Raw genomic sequence first — 22,386 nt, 5'->3', positions numbered from 1 at the left:
CCAATCCGGCTAGGCCTGCCGTCCCCCGGACACGGCGTATGCAGGAACCGGCAAGCGTCCCCTCCGCGGAGTCGCGGGTACCGGCTCCTCCGCAGGCGCTGTCGCCCGCGCGGCGATTTGGGAAAGCCGCAGGTTATCCAGCCATTTCAGCAGACCCACGGTGACGATGAACTGGGGAAACTCGGAACGGTAGGAGCCGAACACAAGCATCGACCAGAGAGGATAGATGACGAAGGGAATACAAATGAAAGCGACCGCCGGGAACATCGGGGTCCCTCGATAAAAGCGGATCAGTTGCATCGCCTTCCGGAAGGCCACGATCATCAGGAACAAGGCCGCCAGCAAACCCACCACCCCGGTGAAACGGATCGTCTCAACGTGGAAGCCATGGTAACTTCCTTGGGCAAGCATCTGATCCTGCGAGCTTCCGAAGTCGCTGTGGCCTTGGGCTGCGTCGAGCACGGCCTTCATTTCCGCAGCGCTGAAGCCGAAACCATCGCCCAAAGTCTTGTTCTGGATGTAGCGGTCGGTGGTAAGGGCGAGCTTCCACATTTCGATACGCCATTCGGTACTGTTTTCCGCGTCCGCACGGGCCGCGGAACTCACATCAACCGGCAGGACGGAAAGCACCCGCTGCACCCCGAACGGCAGGGAGCGAACCTTCCCCGAGATGAGGACAAGGACGAGCGCCAGTGTGCCGAGAAGGCTCACGATGACCGCATCGATCGGCTTGCGCCGGATCAAGGCGGATACCACGAAAACGACGGCCAGATAGGCGGCACCGCTTCGGAAGCCGCTGAGCAGCACCAGAAGGCAGCCAACACAAACCGTAACAAAGAGGAAGGGCCGGAGCGGATTCAGGCAACTGATCGGCCGGACCAAGCAGAAGCAGGGTAAAACCAAAGCCTGCCCGAGCACGAAGAAGCCACCACCACCACGAAGGACGTCAAGGTCTGCACCGGCAGATCCGCTGATCGCCGTGACAAAGTTAACGTTCGAGTAGAACGGCAGAACCAAGGCTGAGAAAGAAGCGGACCAGTCAGAAATCGTCGAAATCAGGCCGTCGCCAACGGCCACCACGACCATCAGTCCCACCACCCAGCGCAGGCTTTTCTCCCGCGGCTTCGTGACGGCGATGCAGATATAAGCCAAGAAGGCCGCCGCGAAAATAAAGTAGGCCTTGCCACCCGCTTTGGCTCCCCCGAGCAGAAGAAGGCCGGTGGGGTTCCGGGTGTAGGCCTGGGCGATGACAATCAGCTGGAGAAGGATGGCGAAGTCGATCAGGTCGAGCTTCAGGTTGAAATCCGGGCGCCGCATCGCAAAGCGGGCGACATACATCGTGCCCGTGATCGCCGCAGCCAAGGCCCATACCGGCGGGGAGCCCGGCAATGCATTGATCGAGCCCTCCATCGAAAGCGCCGCAGGGATCAGCAGCCAGACATTCCGCCCGAGGGCAAGGATCATGGCCAAGCCCATGAAACCGCTGACCCAAGCAATCGCTTCGAACTGGGCTGTTGCCGCTGCTACCCCGAGGTACACCGCGAAAAGCGACGCGATGACGATGATGAACAGGGCCTTGATCTGACTTGATTCCATGGCGAACAGGCTGCCGATGTGGCAGCGCGGAATTTCATCCGCGCAAGACGGGCAATAGAAGCGTAAAATCAGCGGCAGAATCGCGACAAGCTGCCGCCCTTGGTCACACGCCGATCAGGCAGGTGAGGAAGCCTAAGGAATCTGAACGAATGAGGCGCATCGGGCAGCTCCAGCTTTCGTTGGACCACTCCATAGCTTTTCCCTCGCCATTTGTTCAATTAAAAATGAACAAATCGTAAGTGCCTTTGGTTCAGAACTTCCTTAGAATCGTTTTTGTCAGGGTGCCTTTGGAAGGACGTCCCTCAATCCTCCAAGCGACGCCGGAGCTCCCTTGCGAGAAAGACGAGCTTGCCAATCCCGCGATTTCGCGACCGGAAGGCAGCCGTCCGGGCCGCCAGATCCGGCTCCGCCGCGGCAACACCCCGAAATCGATGCTTAGCCCAATGATAGAGCTGCAGATCGATTTCATTCCGATCCTCAATCAACTTCCGGGTTCCGGCGTCCGGCTTGCCCGCCGAAGCAGGATAACTTCCGACCTTCCGGCGAAGATAGTAAGGAGTCGACCAGCCCATGCGTGAGGCCAAGAGCAGCAAGTCCTCATCAAAGGAGTCGTTAAAAAGGACCGCATCGAAGTAGTCCGCCAAATTTTCCTTAGCTTGCTCCAACTCTGCTTGGCCGATCACGGGCTGCTCCACATTCTCGAGTCCGGCGAGCATCCGGGTCATGCCGTTGGAGAGCTCCCCTGCCAATCCGCTGCAGACGTATGCCCCGAGGTCGAGCTTGTCCCGGTGGATGGCCTCATGGAGGTAGTGGCCGGAAAATCCGTGGGCGTAGTGGTAGTGAGAGATCAACCGGGAAACCGGCTCGCGCAGGCAGGTGATGTAGCGCACGCCGGGCACATGGCGATGCAGTCCCACGCTGTAGTGACCCATCACGACCTCGGGAAGATCCCCGGAGCGCCCGGCCAAGGTCTCACTCACCGGGCCATCCGAATCATGCCGGATCAGGATATCCTTCCGCCGGTACTGATGGGAAATGACCTTGTGAAGCGTGGTCCCCGCCGTTTTCGGAATGTGGACGAAGACCAACATCGGAGTCAGGCCGGACGCTTCAGCTCCCATTTGTCGTGGCGATGGGTGATCGGGAGACTGTTTTCCCGGGCGAAGCGTTCGACCGCAAGCCGGACGCCATCCCAAGACCAATCATCGCCGAAGAGCACGCCGCCGGGCCTCACCAGGTCCCAATAGGAGACAAGGTCCTGATAGACATCATCCTCCTCATGGCTGCCGTCGATGTAGATCAGATCCGCCCGCACGTCGCGCAGGGAGAACCACTGCGCCGCCGTGACGGAAGGAATCGGGAAAGGAGTAATCCGCGTTTGCTGTCCGGCGCGGCAGACATTCGCGAGGAACTGGTAGTAGAGGGTCGGATAACCGTGCTTCAGAGCGAGTGAGCCGAAGCGTCCGGCATCTTCCTGGTCCGTCCACATCTCCAAGGCACCAAGCCAAGTATCGACGCAGATGATCTCGGCATCCAGACCCTGCTTTTCGAGAGCCTCGGCAAGGGTCAGCGCGGAGCCACCTTTCCAAGTGCCGACCTCGATGATCCGGCGCGGCTTGATCGCCGCCACCAATTCACCAAAGGCCGTGGAATCCGAACCCCAGCCCGAGCGGTCATCCGGCAATGATTGCCAATCGAAGCCCTGATAGGGATCCACCTTGTGCAGCAGCGGCCTCACCTTGCCGGCGAAGTCGCCGCCGGTGGAGACATTCGCCTTCGCCGACCGGAGCCGGCGGAGGCTGAAGCCACAATGGTAGGCGATGCCCTTGATCCAGCGTTGTACCTGGCGTGAAAGGGACATGGGGTGATGAAGCCGTGGACGCGGCGAAAGGATGCGATCCTCAGATGATCATGCCTGCTGCCACGGTCTCATTCGAGCCGGGGTCGATCAGGATGAAGGAGCCGGTCTGGCGATTGCGGCGATAGGAATCATGGATCACTGGCTGCGCGGTGCGCAGGCTGATGCGGCCGATGTCGTTCATCGCAAAGGTTCCGGCACCCTCGATCTTGTGCAGCGTATTGATGTCCACGAGGTATTTCACCTCGCTGACGATCGCCTGCATTTCGCGCGAGGTGTGGCGGAGCAAGAGCTTCGCACGGGAGGCCATCGGCTTGTTGGAGAACCAGCAGATCATCGCCTCGATATCCTGGGAGATGGTCGGCGGATTATTCTTCTTCACGATCATGTCACCGCGCGAGATATCGATCTCGTCGGTCAACGTGAGCGTCACGCTCTGCGGCGCGAAAGCTTCGTCAAGATTGCCATTGGCAGTGTGGATGGACTTCACGCGGCTGGTGAAGCCGGAGGGCAGCACGGAGATTTCGTCCCCGGGCTTGAAGACACCGCCGGCCACGCGGCCAGCATAGCCGCGGAAGTCGTGCCACTCATCGCTCTGCGGGCGGATCACCCACTGCACCGGGAAGCGGGCATCGACGTGGTTCTCTTCGCCACCGACGTAGACGTGCTCCAAATGATAGAGCAGCGAGGGGCCTTGGAACCACGGCATGTTCGTGGACTTGTCCACGACGTTGTCACCATTCAGCGCGGAGATCGGGATCGGCGTGATGTCGACGATGTTGTCGAGGCGCGAAGCGAACTCCTGATAATCCTTCACGATCTGCTCGTAGACTTCCTGGGAGTAATCGACGAGGTCCATCTTGTTCACCGCCACCACCACGTGCTGGATGCGGAGGAGGTTCGCGATGAAGCTGTGGCGCTTGGTCTGCTCGATCACGCCCTTGCGCGCATCGACGAGAATAATGGCGAGGTTTGCGGTGGAAGCACCGGTCACCATATTCCGGGTGTACTGGATGTGGCCCGGAGTGTCCGCGATGATGAACTTCCGCTTCGGCGTGGCGAAGTAGCGGTAGGCGACATCGATCGTGATGCCCTGCTCGCGCTCGGCCTTGAGGCCGTCGGTCAAGAGGGCGAGGTCCACGTGGCCGTCACCGCGGCGCTTGGAGGTTTCCTCGATAGCTTCAAGTTGGTCCTCGAAGATCGACTTGGAATCGTATAAGAGACGTCCAATCAGAGTGGACTTGCCGTCATCAACAGAGCCGGCGGTGGTGAAACGGAGAAGATCCATGGAAAGCGAGTCGTTTGGTAGAGCAGTTGATTTGTAATCATCAGGTCACCGGTTATGACCGCGTGCCTGATGTCTTCGGGTTCTCCGTCTCTTTAGAAGTATCCTTCCTTCTTGCGGTCCTCCATGGCGGTCTCGGAGCGCTTGTCATCGGCGCGGTTGCCACGCTCGGTTTGGCGGGCGGCGGCGACTTCCTCGATGATCTTCTCCATGGTGTCGGCGGTGGACTCCACGGCACCGGTGATGGTGGCATCACCCATCGTGCGGAAGCGGATGGTCTTGCTCTCCACCGTTTCACCTTCGCGCGGCTGCACGAATTCGGACACCGCGAGGATCGTGCCGTTGCGGGTCACGGTATCGCGGGTGTGGGCGTAGTAGAGACTTGGAAGCACGATGCCCTCGCGCTGCATGTACATCCAGATGTCCATTTCGGTGAAGTTGGACAGCGGGAAGACGCGGAAGTGCTCGCCCGGGTGCTTGCGGCCATTGAAGACGTTCCAGAGTTCCGGGCGCTGGTTCTTCGGGTCCCACTGGCCGAAGTCATCGCGGTGGGAGAAGAAGCGCTCCTTGGCGCGGGCCTTTTCTTCATCGCGGCGGCCACCACCGAGCATCGCGTCAAACTGATACTCCGCGACGGTGTCGAGCAGGGTCGTTGTCTGGGCGCGGTTGCGGGAGGCATTCGGTCCCTTTTCTTCCACCACGCGGCCTTCATCGATCGACTTCTGGACCGAACCGACGATCAGGCGGGCACCGATCTTCTCCGCGAATTCATCGCGGTAGGTGATGGTTTCCGGGAAGTTGTGGCCCGTGTCGATGTGCACCAGCGGGAAAGGCATGCGGGCAGGGTGGAAGGCCTTGCGGGCAATCCACGCCATGACGATCGAGTCCTTGCCACCGGAGAAAAGGAGTCCGGGGTTCTGGAACTGGGCCGCCGTTTCGCGCAGGACGAAAATCGCCTCGGCTTCGATCTGATCGAGGTGGGATAGTTGGTAGTTGGGCACGGGATCGGTGGTCGGAAGAAACTGTACCGCTCGGCGGCGGAGGCCGGAGGAAAGGGCCCGCCCGGATGGCTAGCAAGCAATAATTACCTAGTTAAGCAACTTGGTAATGTTTCCCGCGGGATGAAGAAAGCCGTTGGCCCAGAGCGTGTTCAAGGCCCGATCCATCAAGGACCAAGGACGATCGGGAGAGTCGCCACTCAATATCCGACAAAGGCACTTTTTCGCCCGGTGGAAACGACCTCATCTCCACCTGTTCCGCCTGTTAAAACTGGAAAATTAACAGGCGGAGCCGCGGGAAAGTCGCCGCCCAGACGTGGACAGAAAGCGCAGGAAAGCAAGGTCATGAGCGAAGTCTGCCGGAAAACCCGGTTCTCCGGAACCTCTCGCAGTGGTCCCCGGCCGTGGCTTCAGACCGGTGCGTTTCTCGAAGAAAGAAACTCCAGTACTTCGAACACCGCATCCTCCACGCTCAGCTTCTCGGTATCGATCACAAGATCCGCATGCTGGGGTTCCTCGAAGCTGCTGTCGCGACCGGTGAAATGTGCGACCTCGCCCTTGGCGGCCTTGGCATACAGGCCCTTCACGTCACGAGCCTCGCAAGCGGCATAACTGGCCTTCACGTATACCTCCGCGAAGTCGGGACCGATGATCCCGCGGGCGAGATCCCGGTGGATGCCGCGCGGCGTGATCAGCGAGCAAAGGACGATGACGCCATTCTGGGAGAGGATCTTTGCCAACTCCGCGGTGCGCCGGATGTTTTCCAAACGATCATCGTCGCCGAAGCTCAAATTGGCATTCAAGCCGGTCCTCAAATTGTCGCCATCCAGCCGGATCGTGAAGCGGCCCTGCTGGTGCAGCACGCGCTCGACTCCCGCAGCCACGGTCGATTTCCCCGAGCCGGAAAGCCCGCAGAACCAAAGGACCACGCCGCTCTGGCCGAGAAGGGTTTCCTTGTCCTGGCGGGGAAGCGTGGCGTGCGGGTGGATGTTTGACATGGCGAGGGATACTGGCGGGCAGCGATCTGTTTGATGACAATAAGGGCTGAAATCCCCGGAAGCAATTTCAAGCCCCGCGACCGATGAGGTCCCGAAGCGTATACCAGACGAAAAGCGAATTGTAGGTAAAGTAACGCCGGAACAACCGCCGGGGCTCAGCCGCAATCCGATAGGCCCATTCGAGGCCCAGCTTTTGGAGGATGGCCGGAGCTTGGGAAACCTCTCCGGCGTGGAAGGCAAAGGCAGCGCCGATACCGAAGTAGACGCCCGCAGGCAGCTGGTCCTTGTGCCGGGCGATCCAGCGCTCCTGCTTCGGGCAACCGAGGCCCACCCAGATCAGATTCGCACCGGAATCGCGGATCAGCGCGCAGATCCTCTCGAACTCGCCATCCGGCCACTCGCCGAAGGGCGGCGAGTAGGTCCCTGCGATGGAGACGCCCGGAAAACGTTCAGCAAAAACAGATTCGAGCTTGATGAGCGTGGACTCCTTTCCTCCAAGGAGGAAGTGGCGGAACTCCGGCCTTCCGGCAGTCGCCTTCAGGGTTTCCAGCATCAAGGTCGGACCATAGACGCGGTCCTTCAGGCGCTCCTGCTCGGGAAGACGGGCATTCACCGACCACACCAGAGGCATGCCATCCGGGACGATCAGGTCGAAGCGGCTCATCGCCTCGCCAAAGGAAGCATCCGAGCGCGCAAGGGCCGCGACGTGAGTATTTGCAGCCTCGACCGCGCAGGCGGCCTCAGTGGTCGCAGCCCTCCCAAGGACCCACGCTACCGCACCGGCATAGTCGGTACATGCCAGCGGGAGTCCGATGACGGAGCAGGTGCGCATGTCCTTGCTCAGATCCGGCAGAAAGGCTCGACGGGCCGGAGATCCGGAGCGCTTTCAAGCGCAGCCGCGCGCGAAGCATCATCCGGGAAGAGATATACGGCATAGCCACCATAGCCCCCGCCGCAGTATTTCGAAGCAAGAGAGCCCTTGATCTCGGGAAGAGCTTTCATGCCCTCCGCAAGCTGGGTCTCGTGATAGAGAGACACTGCCTGCGCCAGCTTCGCGATGTCCGCCTCAAGCACCGCAGCACGTGCGATGCGACCGGACTCCGCAATGCGATCATAGTCGCGCGGATGATCCACCACGCCGGGCGTATCATGCTGGCCGGCCGTCCAGAGGACCGCCATGCGTCCGGCGAGGAAATCGCCATTGCGCTTGAAATCGAGCACCGGTTTTTCACCGGACCGCCACACGCAGAGACCCGTCTCACGGATCACCGCCGGGTCTTGCCAGCCGACACCGAGATCCAGCTCGGAATCCACGCCGTCCTTGCCATTGAGCAAGGCCCAGGCACCGCTGCCACCGAGACCCGCCTGCTTTTCGTAGGGCCACTCGCGCAGCGAAACGAGAGGGGAAATGGCGCAGTTCACCACGAATTCCCCTTCGCGGGAGAAGCGAGGAACATCAAGCCAGCCGCCGGCGAAGTCCACGCGCAGCGGCGCCTCGGTCGGGGCCTGCACCCAGCGAACGATCGAGGAAGTCGAGACCGGCTCGAACTTCGGCGGGGTCTTCGGCAGGATGCGATACTCGGCACCAACCTCTGCGCAGAGTTCGCGCTTCAGCGGGCCATACTTGTCATCCTCCGTGACGAGAAGCAGCGAAGGCCGGATGCGCAGGAAGTCCTCCTTGAAATCCAAGCCCTCTTCATGGCCGTGGGTGACGATCACCTCATCCACCATGCGCAGGCTCTGGATCAGAGCGCGCTTATGGTCATCGGGAATCGATGGCTTGCGCCGCTTGTGATGCCAGAGCACCTCGGCAGATGCGAAGGAAACGACAAGATAGTCCCCCTGCGCCCTGGCTTCTTCAAAAAACTGAAGATGCCCGGCGTGGAGGATGTCGTAGCAACCGCTGACGAAGACTTTCTTCACGGTATCGATGGGGGTATTCGGGAAGCGGGAGCAAGCGTGCTGGTTTCCACGCTTTCCGAATGCCGCATTCCTCTCGCCGAACTTACTCCTTCGCGACGGACACCTGGTGACCGTGAGCCTTCAACAGGGCGTGTTGCTTCGCGGTGTCGAGGTCTGCGGCGACCATTTCCGCGCACATTTCCTCGACGGTGATCTGTGGGACCCAGCCGAGCTTTTCCTTCGCCTTGGTGGGATCGCCGAGAAGGGTCTCGACCTCCGCGGGGCGGAAGTAGCGAGGATCCACACGGACAATGACGTCACCCGCTTTCACTCCGGGAGCCTTCGCCGGATCCGCGGAAACGACGGTGGCATATTCGTCCACGCCTTCACCCGTGAAGTTGAGCTCGATTCCCGCTTCGCTCGCGGACATGCGCACGAACTCGCGCACCGAGATCTGCTTGCCGGTAGCGATCACAAAGTCTTCGGGCTGCTCCTGCTGGAGCATCATCCACTGCATGCGGACGTAGTCCTTGGCGTGACCCCAGTCGCGAAGGGAGTCCATGTTTCCGAGGAAGAGGCATTTCTCAAGACCTTGGGCAATGTTCGCGATGCCACGCGTGATCTTGCGGGTCACGAAGGTCTCGCCGCGGCGCGGGGACTCGTGGTTGAAGAGGATGCCATTGCAAGCATACATGCCGTAGGCTTCGCGGTAGTTCACCGTGATCCAGTAGGCATAAAGCTTCGCGACCGCGTATGGCGAACGCGGGTGGAAAGGGGTGGTCTCCTTCTGCGGGATCTCCTGAACCAAGCCGTAGAGTTCGGAAGTAGAGGCCTGATAGAAGCGCGTCTTCTTTTCCAGTCCAAGGAAGCGGATCGCCTCCAGCAAGCGCAGCGTGCCGATGGCATCCACGTCCGCGGTGTACTCTGGAGACTCGAAAGAGACCGCGACGTGCGATTGCGCACCCAAGTTGTAAACTTCGTCCGGCTGGATCTCGCTGATGATACGAGTCAGATTCGAGGTATCCGAAAGGTCCCCGTAGTGCAGGCGGAAACGCGAGTTTTCCACATGCGGATCCTCATAGATGTGATCGACACGCTGCGTATTGAAGGACGAAGCACGGCGCTTGATGCCGTGAACTTCATAGCCCTTCTCAAGAAGGAGTTCGGCAAGATAGGAACCATCTTGCCCTGTGATACCGGTGATGAGAGCACGCTTCATAGGGAGGAAAAAATAGGTGAGAGCTTAGAACTAAGAGCTTAGAGTTAGAGAAGAGTTTTCCGGAATGCCGTGATCATGCGGCTGATTTCGTCCAATTCGTTCAAGAGTGATTGGTGTGGAACCGCCAGAGATTGCTCTCGGGCCAACAGAATCAGAATGTTTGCAGTCTCGAAAGCCGAGCGACGCGCAAAGTTCAGAAATTGTGCGAACTCCGCCTTTGAAAAGCTTCCTGAACCTTCCGCTATGTTGTTGGTGATACTAAGGGTTGAAGCCCTGAGCTGCTCGGCCCATCGGAATTGTTTCCGCTCCTCAAGACCGGCGGCTATGACAAAAAGCTGTCGACTCAGATCTGCAGATTGCTGCCAGACTTCGAGACTTTCAAAACGGAAGGCCATGGCAGAAGGCTGTTTCTTGACTCTTTGCTCTTTGCCCTTCGCTTAAAGCCTTGCTTCGCCTGATTCGAGTTTTGAAAGGAAGTCCTGATAGGCCATGGCCAAGCCATCGCGGAAACCGATTGCGGGAGCCCAGTCGGTGGCCTTGATCCGGGAAACGTCCATGAGTTTCCGGGGGGTGCCATCGGGCTTGGATGGATCGGTGAGGATCTCACCGGAGTAGCCGACGGTTTCCGCCACGAGCTGAGCAAGTTCGAGGATGGTGAGGTCATCCCCCACCCCGACATTCACCCAGTCAGGAGGATTCTCGAGTCCAAGGAGGTGGAAGCATGCGGCGGCGAGGTCGTCCACGTGGAGGAACTCGCGGCGCGGGGTGCCGGTGCCCCAGATGGTCACGCTGGGCGCGCCGGAGAGCTTCGCCTCATGGAAGCGGCGGATCAGCGCGGGAATGACGTGGGAATTCTCCGGATGGTAGTTGTCACCAGGACCATAGAGATTGGTCGGCATCGCGGAGTGATAGAGCAGGCCGTGTTGGGAGCGGTAGTGCTGGCACAGCTTCAGGCCGGCGATTTTCGCGATGGCGTAGGCCTCGTTCGTTACCTCCAGCGGGCTGGTCAGCAGGCAGTCTTCCGGCATCGGCTGGGGAGCCATCTTCGGATAGATGCAGGACGAGCCGAGGAAAAGCACCCTCGGCACGCCGGCGCGGCGGCTGCCTTCGACGAGATTCGAGGCGATACTAAGATTCTCGTAGATGAAGTCCGCCGGATACGTGGCATTCGCATGGATGCCGCCAACCTTGGCCGCGGCGATCACCACGGTTTCCGGCTTTTCCGCCGCGAGGAAATCGAAGACGGCCTTCTGGTCGGTGAGATCCAGGCGGTCACGGCCGGCGGTGAGAACTTCCAAACCGCCGCGGCGTTCCGCCTCGCGGACCAATGCTGAGCCGACCATTCCACGATGGCCGGTGATGAAGATTTTCGACATGTAGGGGGATCAATCGGTGAAGGAAGCGATGGCAGCGATGACTTCATCGAGCTGCGCCGTGGTCAGTTCCGCGTAAACCGGGATGCTGATGACCTCGGAAGAAAGGGTGTCTGAAACCCCGCAGTTCGACAGCGCATGTGCGGGGAGTCCGGCGAAGCACTCCTGGCGGTGCATCGACACGGGGTAGTAGATCTCGCAGCCAATACCCTTCGCGGTGAGGTGCGCGCGCAGGGCTTCGCGACGACCCTCGCCGGGGACGCGGAGGGTGAACTGGTTCCATACATGGCCATTGTGACCGTAGGCGACCGGTAGGATCAAACGGACGTCCTGATCCGCAAGCTTGGCCGCCTGACCTTCAATGCAGCCGCAATCGGCCTCGCTGGCCTGGACGACACCGGGCAGCTTGGAAAGGGCCTCCTGATAGCAGGCTGCGTTTCGCAGGCGACCTGCGGCATACTCGCCGACGTGCTTCAGCTTCACCCGCAGCAGCGCGCACTGCAATGCATCCATCCGGAAGTTCCCGCCTACCACGGAGTGGTAGTATTTCGGATGCATCCCATGGTTACGAAGGTGCAGAAGCTTCCGCGCGAGCTCATCGTCTTCAGTAGTGACGAGACCGCCATCGCCGAAGCCCCCGAGATTCTTTGAAGGGAAAAAGCTGTAGCAGCCGATGTCACCAATGGTGCCGCAGCCGCGGCCCTTGTAAGTCGCCCCGAAGGACTGGGCGACATCCTCGATGACATGAAGCCCGTGCTCCTTCGCGAATTCCTTCACGGAATCGAGATCCGAAGACTGGCCGAAAAGGTGCACCGGGATGATCGCCTTGGTGCGGGAGGTGATCTTCGACTCCGCCGACTCGACATCGATGCCGAAGCAAACGGGGCAGACATCACAGAAAACCGGCGTGGCCCCGGTGCGATAGACGCTGCCAGCGGTGGCGAAGAAGGTGAAGGAAGGACAAATGACCTCGTCCCCGGGGCCAATGCCGAGAGCCATCAACGCAATGATCAGCGCGTCCGTGCCGGAGGAAATCGAGATCGCGTGCTTCGTGCCGAGCTCCGCCGCGCACTCCTTTTCGAACGCCTCCACTTCTTCCCCGAGGATGAAGCGGCCCGAGCGGAGCACCTTTTCGAATACGGCCTTCAGCTCATCTTCGAGCGGAAGGTTCTGGGCGTTGACGTCGAGAAGCGGGACGGACATTGGCGAAGTTGAAAGTCTGAAGTTGAGAATTGAGAGTTCGAAAAGACGCGACTCCCAACCCTAGGCCTTCACCACCAAACCATCGGGAGTCGGGATGGTGGCCATGGCGTTGCGGGTGTCGATGATCAGGTCCGACCAATCGGCGAGCTGCTGGAGATCGAAAGCGGCGTGGTGCGTGGAGATGACCACGCAGTCCTGCGCGCGGAGCGTTTCCTCATTCCATTCCACGGATCGCACGCCGGCCCAGTCCATGTGCTCACGGGTCGGGCCAACCACCGGAACATGGGGATCATAATAGGAAACCTCGGCACCCAGACGCTTGAAGCCATCGAGCAAAGCGAAGGTCGGGGACTCGCGCATGTCATCGACGTTCGCCTTGTACGCCAGCCCTAACAGCAGGACCTTGGATCCTTTCACCGGCTTGCCGCGGGAGTTCAGCGCTTCCATCGCGCGATGGACCACGTAGTCCGGCATCCCGCGATTGATCTCGCCCGCGAGTTCGATGAAGCGGGTGTGGACGCCATACTCGCGAGCCTTCCAAGTGAGGTAAAAAGGATCGATGGGAATGCAGTGCCCGCCGAGACCAGGACCCGGATAGAAGGGAGTGAAACCGAAGGGCTTGGTGGAGGCCGCGCGGATCACCTCCCAGATGTCGATGCCCATGCGATCGGCAGCAACCTTCAGCTCATTGACGAGGCCGATGTTCACCGCGCGGTAGATGTTTTCCAGCAGCTTGGTCAGCTCCGCCACCTTGCAGGAACTGACCGGCACGATCTTCTCGAAGGCCGACTCGTAAAGCGCCACGCCGGCTGCGAGGCACTCCGCAGTCACGCCACCGACGACCTTCGGGATATTCGTGGCGGAGAACTTCGGATTACCGGGGTCCTCGCGCTCCGGGGAATAGACGACAAAAGCATCTTTCCCGACGGCAAGCCCTGCCTTCTCCACCCGGGTGACCACTTCTTCATCGGTGGTGCCGGGATAAGTCGTGCTTTCCAAGCTGAGCACCTGTCCCGGCTTCATGTGGGGAACCACGGCTTCCACCGTATTCACCACATAGCTGAGATCCGGCTCGAAGTGTTCATCCAGCGGCGTGGGGACGCAGAGGATGATGGCATCCAGGCCCTTGATCACCGCGAAGTCGGTAGTCGCCTCCAGTTTTCCGGAAGCCAAGGCTTCCGCCACCTGCTCACCGGGGATGTGCTTGATGTAGCTGCGTCCTGCCAGCAGGGCTGCCGGCTTGCCGGGATCGATATCGATCCCGACGGCGCGGAACCCGGCCTTCGCGTAGGCGAGCAAGAGCGGCAGGCCGACATAGCCCAGACCGACAACCCCAATGGCGGCACTACGGTCCGCGAACTTCTGCTGGAGACTCATGATGAAAAACGGTGCGGCCCCTGTGTCTCAGGCGACCGGCACGAAATCGCGGAAATACTCGATGGTCTCCCGGATGCCCTTGTCGAAAGGTACCACAGGCTCCCAGCCGAGGATCTCTTTGGCCCGGGAGATGTCCGGCTTGCGGACCTTCGGGTCATCCGGCGGGAGGGGCTTCGGGTCGACCTTCAACTCAATGCCGAAGACGCCGGAAATGGCCTCGGCGAACTGGAGCATGCTCATTTCATGCGGGTTCCCGCAGTTCACCGGCAGGTTGTAATTGCTGCGGGCAAGGCGCCAAATGCCATCGACCAAGTCGGAGACGTAGCAGAAGGAGCGCGTCTGCGAGCCATCGCCGAAGATGGTCAGCGGCTCGCCGCGGAGAGCCTGGCCGATGAAGGCAGGCACCACGCGGCCATCGTCGAGGCGCATGCGCGGGCCGTAGGTGTTAAAGATGCGGACGATCTTGGTGTCGAGGCCGTGGGCGCGGTGGTAGGCCATGGTGGCCGCCTCGGCGTAACGCTTCGCTTCATCGTAGCAGGAGCGCACGCCGATGGAGTTCACGTTCCCCCAGTATTCCTCCCGCTGCGGGTGGATCTCGGGATCGCCATAGACCTCGGAAGTGGAAGCGACAAGGTAGGTCGCCTTTTTCCGCAGCGCGAGATCGAGGGAATTGTGGGAGGCGTAGGAGCCGGCCTTCAGCGTCTCGATCGGGATCTGGACGTAGTCGATCGGGCTGGCAGGAGAGGCCATATGGAAGACGAAGTCCACCGGACCCTCCACGTCGAAGGGAAGGGCGACATCGTGCTCGATGAACTGGAACGCGGCGTTGCCCTCGAGGTGTGCGAGGTTTCGCGCGTGACCGGTGACGAAATTATCGAGGGCTACGACACGCAGACCGTCCGCCAGAAGGCGATCGATCAAATGGGAGGGGACGAACCCTGCTCCGCCGGTGACAACGGCGGTCTTACCTTTCAGGTCCTGGATCGACTTCATGTATTTTCTTTGGGGGGGGAGGGGTTCAAGCACGCTGCCGCCCTTGGTCGCTTGCCCGGCCAGCGGGCAAAACCTGCGTCAGTGCTTGAGGGGTGTGGAATTCATGAGGCTTCATCGGAGTGCCTCGGCGGGCTGATGGATTGAAATATCGCTAGGTAGTTCAATCCGAAATGAACGTTTCCTCGCCCGCGATCGCGTCAGGGGAGCGGCTTGCGGGGGAGCAACAGGGAGAACAAGTCAACTTCGATAACCTGCTCCCTTCCAAGAAATTCGAGCAAAACCTTCACGCGTTCCCGGGCCGGAAGGACCTCCACCACGGTGGCCCGCACGCCGCCGAGCGGTCCGTGCGCGAGCTCCACTTCCTCTCCTTCCGTGATGCGGGGACCGACGGTAAGCACCTCCTCCGCCCCCTGCCGCGCTACCTCCTGACGAAGGACTTCCACGAAATCATCCGGCACTGCGGGCACCTTTTCGCCGAAGCGGACGAGACCGCGGACACCTTGGCTATACATCACCGCCCGCTCCTCGGTCTCAAGAACGAAACGGGCCAGAACATACCCCGGAAAAAGTGCCTCCACCCACCAGACTTTCCCTCGACGAGTCGCCTTCCGGTAACGGAGCATCGGGCAAAAGACCTCCACTCCCTCCAATTCGCGCAGGTGCGCGGCGGCGATCGCCTCTCGTTTGGTCTGCGTCTTCAGGCAGTACCAAGCATATTCACTGGGGGAGGAGCCGGTCATTGTCCGAGGACTTTTTGCAGGAGGGGCAGGACGAATTTCCCGCGGCCGATCCAGTGTTTGAGTTGGGTGACCCGCGCATCGTAAAACTCACGCCGCTCCCCATCCGGTTCTTGGGAGGCTAGGCCTTCAAGGAGCTGCACCTTCGAAGTCCCGCTCTCCAGATGGGGGCGCACCTGCTCGCGGATGAAGCCGCCGACCAGCCGCTTCAACTCCATATCCGCCTGAAAGTGAACACGCCGGGAATTTTCCACCTCGATTTCTCGAACCGCGCCGAGTTCCCGCAGGGCCCGCAGCCCTTGGCTCGCCGAGCCCTTGCTGATCCCAAGCCGGACCACGAGATCATCCAAAGCCAGAGGCTGCGGCGAAATAAAGAGCAGCCCGTAGATTTCCCCGATCGAACGGGGTAGGCCGAGGACCTTCACGCCATCGACGAAGAACTGGATCACCTGCGTTTCGACAGGACCCAGCATCGGGAAATCGCGGATATCCTCCTCTTCGCGCAGCGGGGGCACGCAAGCGTGATAACCCGGCTTCCCAAAGTGTTCAATCTTAATTGAACACAGCGGACTTACGCATGGGAGACGCTCCTATTAGAAGGCCAGGCCGCGCTCGGTCAGATGGCGCAGCCAGCGGGCAAAATCGAGCTCCGGGAACCTCGCTTGGGCTACCGAGGCCAGCTCTCCCTTCGACCGGGTGCCATCCATCGCTGCCAGCAAGCGCCCGTGACCTGCCGGGAAATGGCAGGAAACATGGCGGGCATCGACCACCGGCAGGCCGTTTGCCGCGAAATGGAGATTCAGCTTCGAAAGCGTGGGATATTCCGGAACCTCTGAGGGAATCTCCACCCCGTCCGCACGCAGTTCCAAGCCCCCCAAGCGCGCCGCTTGGTAAATCCAGCCGGCCAGCTCACGGGAGTGCGTGGCCGGATCCCAGCCGCCCGCCAGCCGCTCCGCGGTTCGCTCCATCAACTCCCGCACCGGCACGCAAGAATTCCCGGCATCCGCCAGCACTTGCCGGAAAATCGCGATCAGGAGCCCCTCCCCCGCCATGCTGGGCAGCTCCACGTCTCCCCGCCCGACGGCGAATTGAAGGACCACCGCGGTCGTCGTCCCGTCTTCCAAGGGGGCGTCCTTCCGGCAGAACAAGCTGACCCGGTGAGTGCGTCCCGAGAGCAGGTCGAGCGTCTGCTGGAGGAGGATCGGATCTTCTGCCAAGGGGGCGAGCCGCTGGAGTGCGGCGGGATCGATACCGTCCGGCAGGTTATCCCGCAAATTCGCTTCCCCGAGGTAACGCAACCCGCGCTGGGCCGCCCATGAATGGAACTGGCCGAAATAAACGGCATCGCAAACCGGCGCGAAGTCATCGAAGGGCAGCACGTCCTGCCCCTTCCTCACCATTTCCCGGCAGACCGCCTGCAGATTGATCGCATGTGGCGTGCTCGATCCCGACATCTCCGCCAAGGATGCAGCCACCGATTCGATGCTGCCGCCCAGCCCCTGCGCTACGGGATTCGCAGCCAGCGCCCTGATCAGTGGCGCGACGTCGCGTTTCAACGACCAGCCCGGCAGGGTATTATAGCTGATGCAGGCGATCCCGGTCTCCGAGAGCACTTGGCCGCAGAGGTCCAAAACGCGGGCCTTCACCTGATCCGGCACCCAAGAGAAGATCCCGTGGACAATCAGGTAGTCGCACGGATGCGAAGGCCGCCAGTGCTCGAGGTCCCCTGTTTCGAAGAGGACGTTTTCCAAGCCACCTTCATAGGAAGCCTTCCGGGCATTCCGGATCGCGGTGTCCGAGTAATCGAGGCCCGTGAAATCGCTTTGGGGGTAACGTGCCGCGAGCGGGAGGAGGTTGTGCCCGGAGGCGCAACCCAACTCGATCACCCGGGAAGCTTCCGGCATCGCGAGCCGCTGGAGACCCGCCATCCGGGCAGCAACTGCCAAGCGCGCCGGATCCGTCACCGGATGGCTCAGGGCCGGGTAGCGCTTTTCCGAATAAAGATCGCGGACGGGATCACTCATGGCTCCCGCTCTGTGCACTTTTCCCCGTCGGTCGAAAACCGGGAAACGCCCGTCCGGTAAAAAAGGCCTTCTCCCTCTCTGAAGATCGACATGACTTCCAAATCGGAGAGTTAAAGGGACCCGGCAGCGCGCTCCGAGGCGAAGTGATTTTACCAGAAAACCCCGGTATTGACAGCCCTCCTCCCTGCGGGTACGGAATCCGCCCCGCGCGCAAAGCGTCACGGCGGAGTAGCCAAGTGGTAAGGCATCGGTTTGCAAAACCGCTATTCGTGGGTTCGATTCCCACCTCCGCCTCCAGTTCTTCTCAGCACAAAGTCAGAACTGGCATTCCAATCCTTTTTAAGGAGTCGGATCGCTCTCTTGGCCAAGTGCGTTTTCGCTTCAAGTTGGTACTGCTCATCATGCCTGCCGAAGATCCCTCCGGCATACGGCGCTGGAGATCAAGTGAGCCGACTTCTTTGATTGGACCCAATGGAAAGCCGGAAGACGGTCGCCACTGAAGGCGCCCCATAAGACTTTCAAGTCAGCACGACGTCTTCCCCGCCGTCAATCATCCGGGTCCCAGCAGCTCGCTGCGCCATGAATCGAGTATCGATGTTAGATCCTCCGGCGCTTTCCAAGTTAACCTTTCGGCCAGAATAGCATGTCCGATTTTGCTCCAATTTGTAAATTTTTAGAACCACTCCCTATTTTCCTTGTAGCAAACTCACGGAACAGATGAGTTGTCTCATTGTATAGGTTGGCTCTGTCTTAAACCCTAATCCATGGCCCTTTTACTTGCGTCATCTCCGGACCGAAGCGGATTGGCTAAGCTGCCGAACTGCGAGTTCAAGGTCGCGTCCAAGGGACGATGGATGTTGCGGACCACCGCGTTACTAGCCACCAGCTCACTCATCTGCTGCGGGGAGAAAAAAGAAAGCGGGGAGAGCCGCGAAACAAAGCCACGCCATCCTCTACGGGAGTCAGCAGATAGCTCACGAAAGACCAGCCAAGGGGATTCAGGAAGGCCAGCGATGGAGGAATCTGCACCTTCGATCCCGACGACAGTTACCGCGCCCCGGCCTGAGAATCACGACGATCCCAACAGCTGGGAAGCGATCTCCCAGACACTATATCGGTCGTCAGATGAATGGCGAAAATGCGGCAATGATATCACTCTTGCCGAGCAGTGGTTTAAGTTCAAAAACGGAATCAAGGAGCGAATCCAACAGATGGAGCCATCACCGTCGATCGCGGCCATCGAGAGGCAAATGCTGGCGGACCGGATCAAGGAAACCAAAGGGGCGGATTTCGCCAAAGAATTTCCCGCCCTTGCCAATCTACCCGAGGCCGATGCCCGCCTTTTTCTCGATCGGTGGGGAAAGGCGGCAGGGCTTTCGCCTGACTTTACCAGAACGGTCATGACAGCTCTCGGAACCGATGCCGGTCCCGAGACCCAGCCTTCTCCCTCAGATTTCCAGACGGCCCAAGCCACCGTACATCCGATGGTGGATTCATATTACAAAGGCGCGATCGCCAATGTCCTCCGCATGGCAGAGCAAGAAGCGCTGATCCGCTCCCAAGCGAGTCCAGGTCAAGCGGTTGCACGCGAATCTTATTCCGCAGCCCAAGCCGAGCGATTTTCAAAGCCAATAATTGACCCGTGACCCTCGCTGCAAATCCAAAGAATCCCTAATGCCACTCCCAAAGACATCCGCGTCCCGAACTCAACGCGTCATCGCCTTGGCTGCAGCGACAGCCGTGGCGGTGGTATTGACGGCGGTCGTCTATCACAGGAATAGCAGCACGCCTCCTAGCCCCGACATTCAGGACTCGGCAAAGAAACCCTCGTCCCGGCCTACGGATACCGACCTTTCCGCCAAGATTTCCGCCATGAAGGCGCGCTTGGAAGCGACCATGTCTTCACTGCAAGAGACCACCTTGGAGTTGGAAGCGGCCCGGCGGAAAGCCTTGGAAGCGAACCCCGAATTGGCGAAAGCATACGAGACCTCCAAGCTCTATGGAGAGTTGGCCACCGCCTCGTCCTATGAATCAAGCGAGGTTGCGACATGGTGGCACCAGCAACATATCGATGACACCTGGAAGCCGGAGATGCTCTCGGCGAGAAACAAGATCCTGCTCCAGGAATGGCAGGCTTCCTTGGACGATCCACAGTCGAAAGGATGGCTCGAGTCGATGCTCGCCGACGAGCGCTTCCTAAACAAGGTGGAGGTGCTTTCCCATGGCAAGATATGGAGTGATCCTCAGGCCGCCATCCCGGAGATTCCCCCGCCCGAAATCCTTAACCAAGCATTGGCGGGAGGACCCGAGTCCCTCCAGCTGACTGCTGCCGAATCCCAGTCACTGCCGGAGCGAATTCAGGAAATCATGCGGGAGCAGGCCGAAATTTGCGTCTTGGGAGAGGCTTCAACACGCTTTTATCAGAACAACCAGGGACCGGAGGTAGCCGCACTTGAAACCAAGCGGGCCAAGCTCGCAGAGATCGCGCAGAATATACATAGGGAACTGGGAGATTACCAACGCACAACCCAAAAACAGGATAAATAACACATCATGAAACTACTGGACATCGCCGAAGTTGCCACGTCGGAAGTAACAAGGAGACGCTTTATAAAAAGAAGCTCTGGCATCACCCTTTCAATCGTGCTCGCGGATCTCGTTCCTGCTACAGCGCTCGCCGCAGAAGACGAGAAGTGCAATACTCGTGACAGCAATAGCGGGAGCCTGAACTCTGACGGCACGTGCGGAGACAAAACGGGGCCAGGTGCCTACGACCCGGATCAGGCCTGTAACCAACAACTCTCCCAGAGCGACACCTTCCTCCGTGATCCGGATGGTAATTGCACCAACACCAACGGCAACGACGCCAGTTGTGGATTGATGACCTCTAACGCTCCCAACACTTACGATACCGACGACACTTGCGGCAAAATCGACGCCGGAAACAACAAGATGCGGGACGAGCAGTGCGACAAAAGTTATCGCACCGAAGGAGATGGTAATGCCAAAGACCAGTACTGCGGCACGGGAACTACCTCTCCCCACGTGGACAAGGATGAGTTCTGCCGCTCGAGTCCGGAAGTGGACCAAGATCAAAGCTGCGGAAAGACTACCATGGAGATGCCCCTGCTTCCGGAGCCCGATGAAGCCGGCCTCGGACCCGGCCGCCCGGACAATACCCCCGGCTGATCCCCCAACCTTTCCGAGCCATGGTTATCGACCATACCCACAAAGAGACCGGCGATTCTCCGAACGAAGTTTTGCCTGCCGACAGTTCGCGACAAGCGGCACCTGATCCTCGATCATTCCACGTATTCCACCGCGGCGAGGACTTCTACTTCTTCGACCGGGTTACAGGCACGACCTCTGTAATCAACGAGGAGCTATTCGGTTTCCTCCGGATGTTGGAAGAGGGCAGTACCTTCGAAGAGATCCAAGCAGTGCTCAACCAGCAGTATGGGGAAGAGATCGGCGGGGAACTCTATGCCGGCGCCCGGGATGTCCTTCTGGAAATGTCATCGAGCGGCATGCTCCGGTATGATCCGGTAAACGTCCAGAGGCAGGAAGCGGAACTGAATGCCCTGTGGAGGCACAAACCCCGGCGCATCCAGCTCTTGATGGCCCAAGGCTGTAATCTCGGTTGCCGGTATTGCTATGCGTGGCGCAACGGTTCGAACCAAAAGGAGACCTTGATGGGTTTTGATGTCGCGAAACGTTCGGTTGATTTCCTCGTGGAGCGTTCCGGCCAAAGACCGAATCTGCAAGTGACCTTCTTCGGCGGTGAACCGCTGCTCAACAAGGAAGTGCTTTTCCAAGTGGTGGACTATTGCCGCGCCTTGGAGACAACAACCGACAAGCGTTTCGTCTTCGAGATCATCACCAACGGAACTCTCCTGACCCAGGAACTCGTGGAATATTTGGTGCGGGAGAAGTTCTTGCTGATGATCAGCATGGACGGATGGAAGGAAATGCATAACTACAACCGTCCTTCGCTTGATGGGACAGACCAGCACGAGCACATCCTCGCTATCGCGCAGTATGCGAACCGGCGATATGAAGAAGCCGGATTGGGGCGCGTAAAGGTCCGCGCCAACCTCACCAAACAGTATCACGATGGACCCGCCGTGACGAAATACCTTCTGGATCAGGGATTTTCGCACATCGGCGTGGCATCGATCGAACCTCTGCCCACCGGCATTCGTGCGCCGGGGGCAATGACCGATGCCCAGATCGACGAAGCCGCCGCAGGTTACCGGGAACGGGCAAATGAAGCCCTGGAGGTTCTCGAACGGGGGGGAACCCCCACGAGACTTCAATGGCGTTCGATCTCGCCGTATCTGGAGCCACCCAAACCAGCCTCCGTAAGAGGCATCACCTGCGGGGCGGGCAGAAATACCGCGATCGTCGACAACAAGGGCTACATTTTCCCCTGCCATCGATACGAGGGCATGGAAAATTACATCATCGGCAATGTTTTCAGCGGCATGGACTATGAAAAGACCATGGGCTATTACCGGAAGATGAACCGGAATGCCATGGCACGTTGTCATTCCTGTTGGATCCGTGACTACTGCTCCGGAGGATGCGCGTGGCTTCTTGCGAAAGAGAATGGCGAGATCGCCGATCCCAGCGAGCACGAGTGCGATCGTCGACGGCAGTCGATGGAAACCGCGCTCTATGTCCGGGCCCGTCTGCGAACGCTCCGCCCCGAATTTTTCACCAAGGAGCACGGGAACCTGGCACTTGAGAATGCAAAAGGAATCTGCGGAGGAGGGGGCAACGAACAGCAGACTTGTGGTTCGTGCTCCGGATGCGATTAAGGC

21 protein-coding genes and 1 tRNA gene are annotated in these 22,386 nt (G+C 59.7%); 5 read left to right on the top strand and 17 right to left on the bottom strand.

Features of this window, described 5'->3' with window-relative positions:
* Positions 1-9: 9 nt before the first annotated feature.
* The 17 genes from HHL09_RS14580 to HHL09_RS14500 form a co-directional block, all read right to left on the bottom strand.
* Positions 10-1,596 carry an O-antigen ligase family protein gene (locus tag HHL09_RS14580; RefSeq protein WP_169455361.1) on the bottom strand — a complete coding sequence of 529 codons (1,587 nt, stop codon included), beginning with the start codon at positions 1,594-1,596 and terminating at the stop codon, positions 10-12.
* Positions 1,597-1,898: 302 nt separating this feature from the next.
* Positions 1,899-2,717 carry a sulfotransferase family 2 domain-containing protein gene (locus HHL09_RS14575; protein WP_169455360.1) on the bottom strand — a complete coding sequence of 273 codons (819 nt, stop codon included), beginning with the start codon at positions 2,715-2,717 and terminating at the stop codon, positions 1,899-1,901.
* Positions 2,693-3,457, bottom strand: a complete 765-nt coding sequence (locus HHL09_RS14570) for a class I SAM-dependent methyltransferase (RefSeq protein WP_169455359.1) — start codon at positions 3,455-3,457, stop codon at positions 2,693-2,695. Before HHL09_RS14570 ends, HHL09_RS14575 begins: the two co-directional genes overlap by 25 nt.
* 40 nt (positions 3,458-3,497) lie before the next feature.
* On the bottom strand, positions 3,498-4,742 hold the full coding sequence (cysN, locus tag HHL09_RS14565; RefSeq protein ID WP_169455358.1) for a sulfate adenylyltransferase subunit CysN: 1,245 nt from the start codon (positions 4,740-4,742) through the stop codon (positions 3,498-3,500).
* A 92-nt stretch (positions 4,743-4,834) separates the two neighbouring features.
* Positions 4,835-5,740 (bottom strand): sulfate adenylyltransferase subunit CysD, encoded by a 906-nt coding sequence (gene cysD / locus HHL09_RS14560; RefSeq protein ID WP_169455357.1) that lies wholly within the window; start codon positions 5,738-5,740, stop codon positions 4,835-4,837.
* 407 nt (positions 5,741-6,147) lie between these two features.
* On the bottom strand, positions 6,148-6,735 hold the full coding sequence (cysC, locus tag HHL09_RS14555; RefSeq protein WP_169455356.1) for an adenylyl-sulfate kinase: 588 nt from the start codon (positions 6,733-6,735) through the stop codon (positions 6,148-6,150).
* Positions 6,736-6,802: 67 nt separating this feature from the next.
* On the bottom strand, positions 6,803-7,567 hold the full coding sequence (locus HHL09_RS14550) for a WecB/TagA/CpsF family glycosyltransferase (RefSeq protein ID WP_169455355.1): 765 nt from the start codon (positions 7,565-7,567) through the stop codon (positions 6,803-6,805).
* An 8-nt stretch (positions 7,568-7,575) separates the two neighbouring features.
* Positions 7,576-8,658, bottom strand: coding sequence for an FAD synthase family protein (locus HHL09_RS14545; RefSeq protein ID WP_169455354.1), 1,083 nt, complete (start codon positions 8,656-8,658; stop codon positions 7,576-7,578).
* Positions 8,659-8,740: 82 nt separating this feature from the next.
* The gene (gene gmd, locus HHL09_RS14540) at positions 8,741-9,856 is read right to left on the bottom strand and encodes a GDP-mannose 4,6-dehydratase (protein ID WP_169455353.1); all 1,116 of its coding nucleotides are present in this window, start codon (positions 9,854-9,856) and stop codon (positions 8,741-8,743) included.
* Between the two features lie 44 nt (positions 9,857-9,900).
* Positions 9,901-10,251 carry a four helix bundle protein gene (locus HHL09_RS14535; protein WP_169455352.1) on the bottom strand — a complete coding sequence of 117 codons (351 nt, stop codon included), beginning with the start codon at positions 10,249-10,251 and terminating at the stop codon, positions 9,901-9,903.
* A gap of 42 nt (positions 10,252-10,293) precedes the next feature.
* On the bottom strand, positions 10,294-11,232 hold the full coding sequence (locus HHL09_RS14530; RefSeq protein WP_169455351.1) for a GDP-L-fucose synthase family protein: 939 nt from the start codon (positions 11,230-11,232) through the stop codon (positions 10,294-10,296).
* A gap of 9 nt (positions 11,233-11,241) precedes the next feature.
* Positions 11,242-12,432 (bottom strand): DegT/DnrJ/EryC1/StrS family aminotransferase, encoded by a 1,191-nt coding sequence (locus HHL09_RS14525; RefSeq protein WP_169455350.1) that lies wholly within the window; start codon positions 12,430-12,432, stop codon positions 11,242-11,244.
* 60 nt (positions 12,433-12,492) lie between these two features.
* The gene (locus HHL09_RS14520) at positions 12,493-13,809 is read right to left on the bottom strand and encodes a nucleotide sugar dehydrogenase (RefSeq protein ID WP_169455349.1); all 1,317 of its coding nucleotides are present in this window, start codon (positions 13,807-13,809) and stop codon (positions 12,493-12,495) included.
* 27 nt (positions 13,810-13,836) lie between these two features.
* On the bottom strand, positions 13,837-14,802 hold the full coding sequence (locus tag HHL09_RS14515; protein ID WP_169455348.1) for a UDP-glucuronic acid decarboxylase family protein: 966 nt from the start codon (positions 14,800-14,802) through the stop codon (positions 13,837-13,839).
* 197 nt (positions 14,803-14,999) lie between these two features.
* Positions 15,000-15,542 (bottom strand): transcription termination/antitermination protein NusG, encoded by a 543-nt coding sequence (nusG, locus tag HHL09_RS14510; RefSeq protein ID WP_169455347.1) that lies wholly within the window; start codon positions 15,540-15,542, stop codon positions 15,000-15,002.
* Positions 15,539-16,054 carry a GbsR/MarR family transcriptional regulator gene (locus HHL09_RS14505; protein WP_169455346.1) on the bottom strand — a complete coding sequence of 172 codons (516 nt, stop codon included), beginning with the start codon at positions 16,052-16,054 and terminating at the stop codon, positions 15,539-15,541. The genes nusG and HHL09_RS14505 overlap by 4 nt, the downstream gene beginning before the upstream one ends.
* A 78-nt stretch (positions 16,055-16,132) precedes the next feature.
* Positions 16,133-17,563 carry a class I SAM-dependent methyltransferase gene (locus HHL09_RS14500; RefSeq protein ID WP_169455345.1) on the bottom strand — a complete coding sequence of 477 codons (1,431 nt, stop codon included), beginning with the start codon at positions 17,561-17,563 and terminating at the stop codon, positions 16,133-16,135.
* Positions 17,564-17,785: 222 nt separating this feature from the next.
* On the opposite strand from HHL09_RS14500, the gene HHL09_RS14495 reads away from it, so the two are divergent.
* From HHL09_RS14495 to HHL09_RS14475, 5 genes are all read left to right on the top strand, one after another.
* Positions 17,786-17,860 (top strand) — tRNA-Cys (locus tag HHL09_RS14495).
* Positions 17,861-18,327: 467 nt separating this feature from the next.
* Positions 18,328-19,209: a hypothetical protein gene (locus HHL09_RS14490; RefSeq protein ID WP_169455344.1), complete on the top strand. Its 882-nt coding sequence runs from the start codon at positions 18,328-18,330 to the stop codon at positions 19,207-19,209.
* 28 nt (positions 19,210-19,237) lie between these two features.
* Positions 19,238-20,110 (top strand): hypothetical protein, encoded by an 873-nt coding sequence (locus HHL09_RS14485; RefSeq protein ID WP_169455343.1) that lies wholly within the window; start codon positions 19,238-19,240, stop codon positions 20,108-20,110.
* A gap of 6 nt (positions 20,111-20,116) precedes the next feature.
* The gene (locus HHL09_RS14480; protein ID WP_169455342.1) at positions 20,117-20,752 is read left to right on the top strand and encodes a hypothetical protein; all 636 of its coding nucleotides are present in this window, start codon (positions 20,117-20,119) and stop codon (positions 20,750-20,752) included.
* A 20-nt stretch (positions 20,753-20,772) separates the two neighbouring features.
* Entirely contained in the window at positions 20,773-22,383 is a 1,611-nt protein-coding gene (locus tag HHL09_RS14475; protein ID WP_169455341.1) for a radical SAM/SPASM domain-containing protein, read from the top strand.
* The last annotated feature ends 3 nt before the right edge of the window (positions 22,384-22,386 follow it).

The sequence above is a fragment of the Luteolibacter luteus genome (assembly GCF_012913485.1).
Classification (GTDB): Bacteria; Verrucomicrobiota; Verrucomicrobiia; order Verrucomicrobiales; family Akkermansiaceae; genus Haloferula; species Haloferula lutea.
This window is presented reverse-complemented; position numbering and strand designations above follow the sequence as displayed.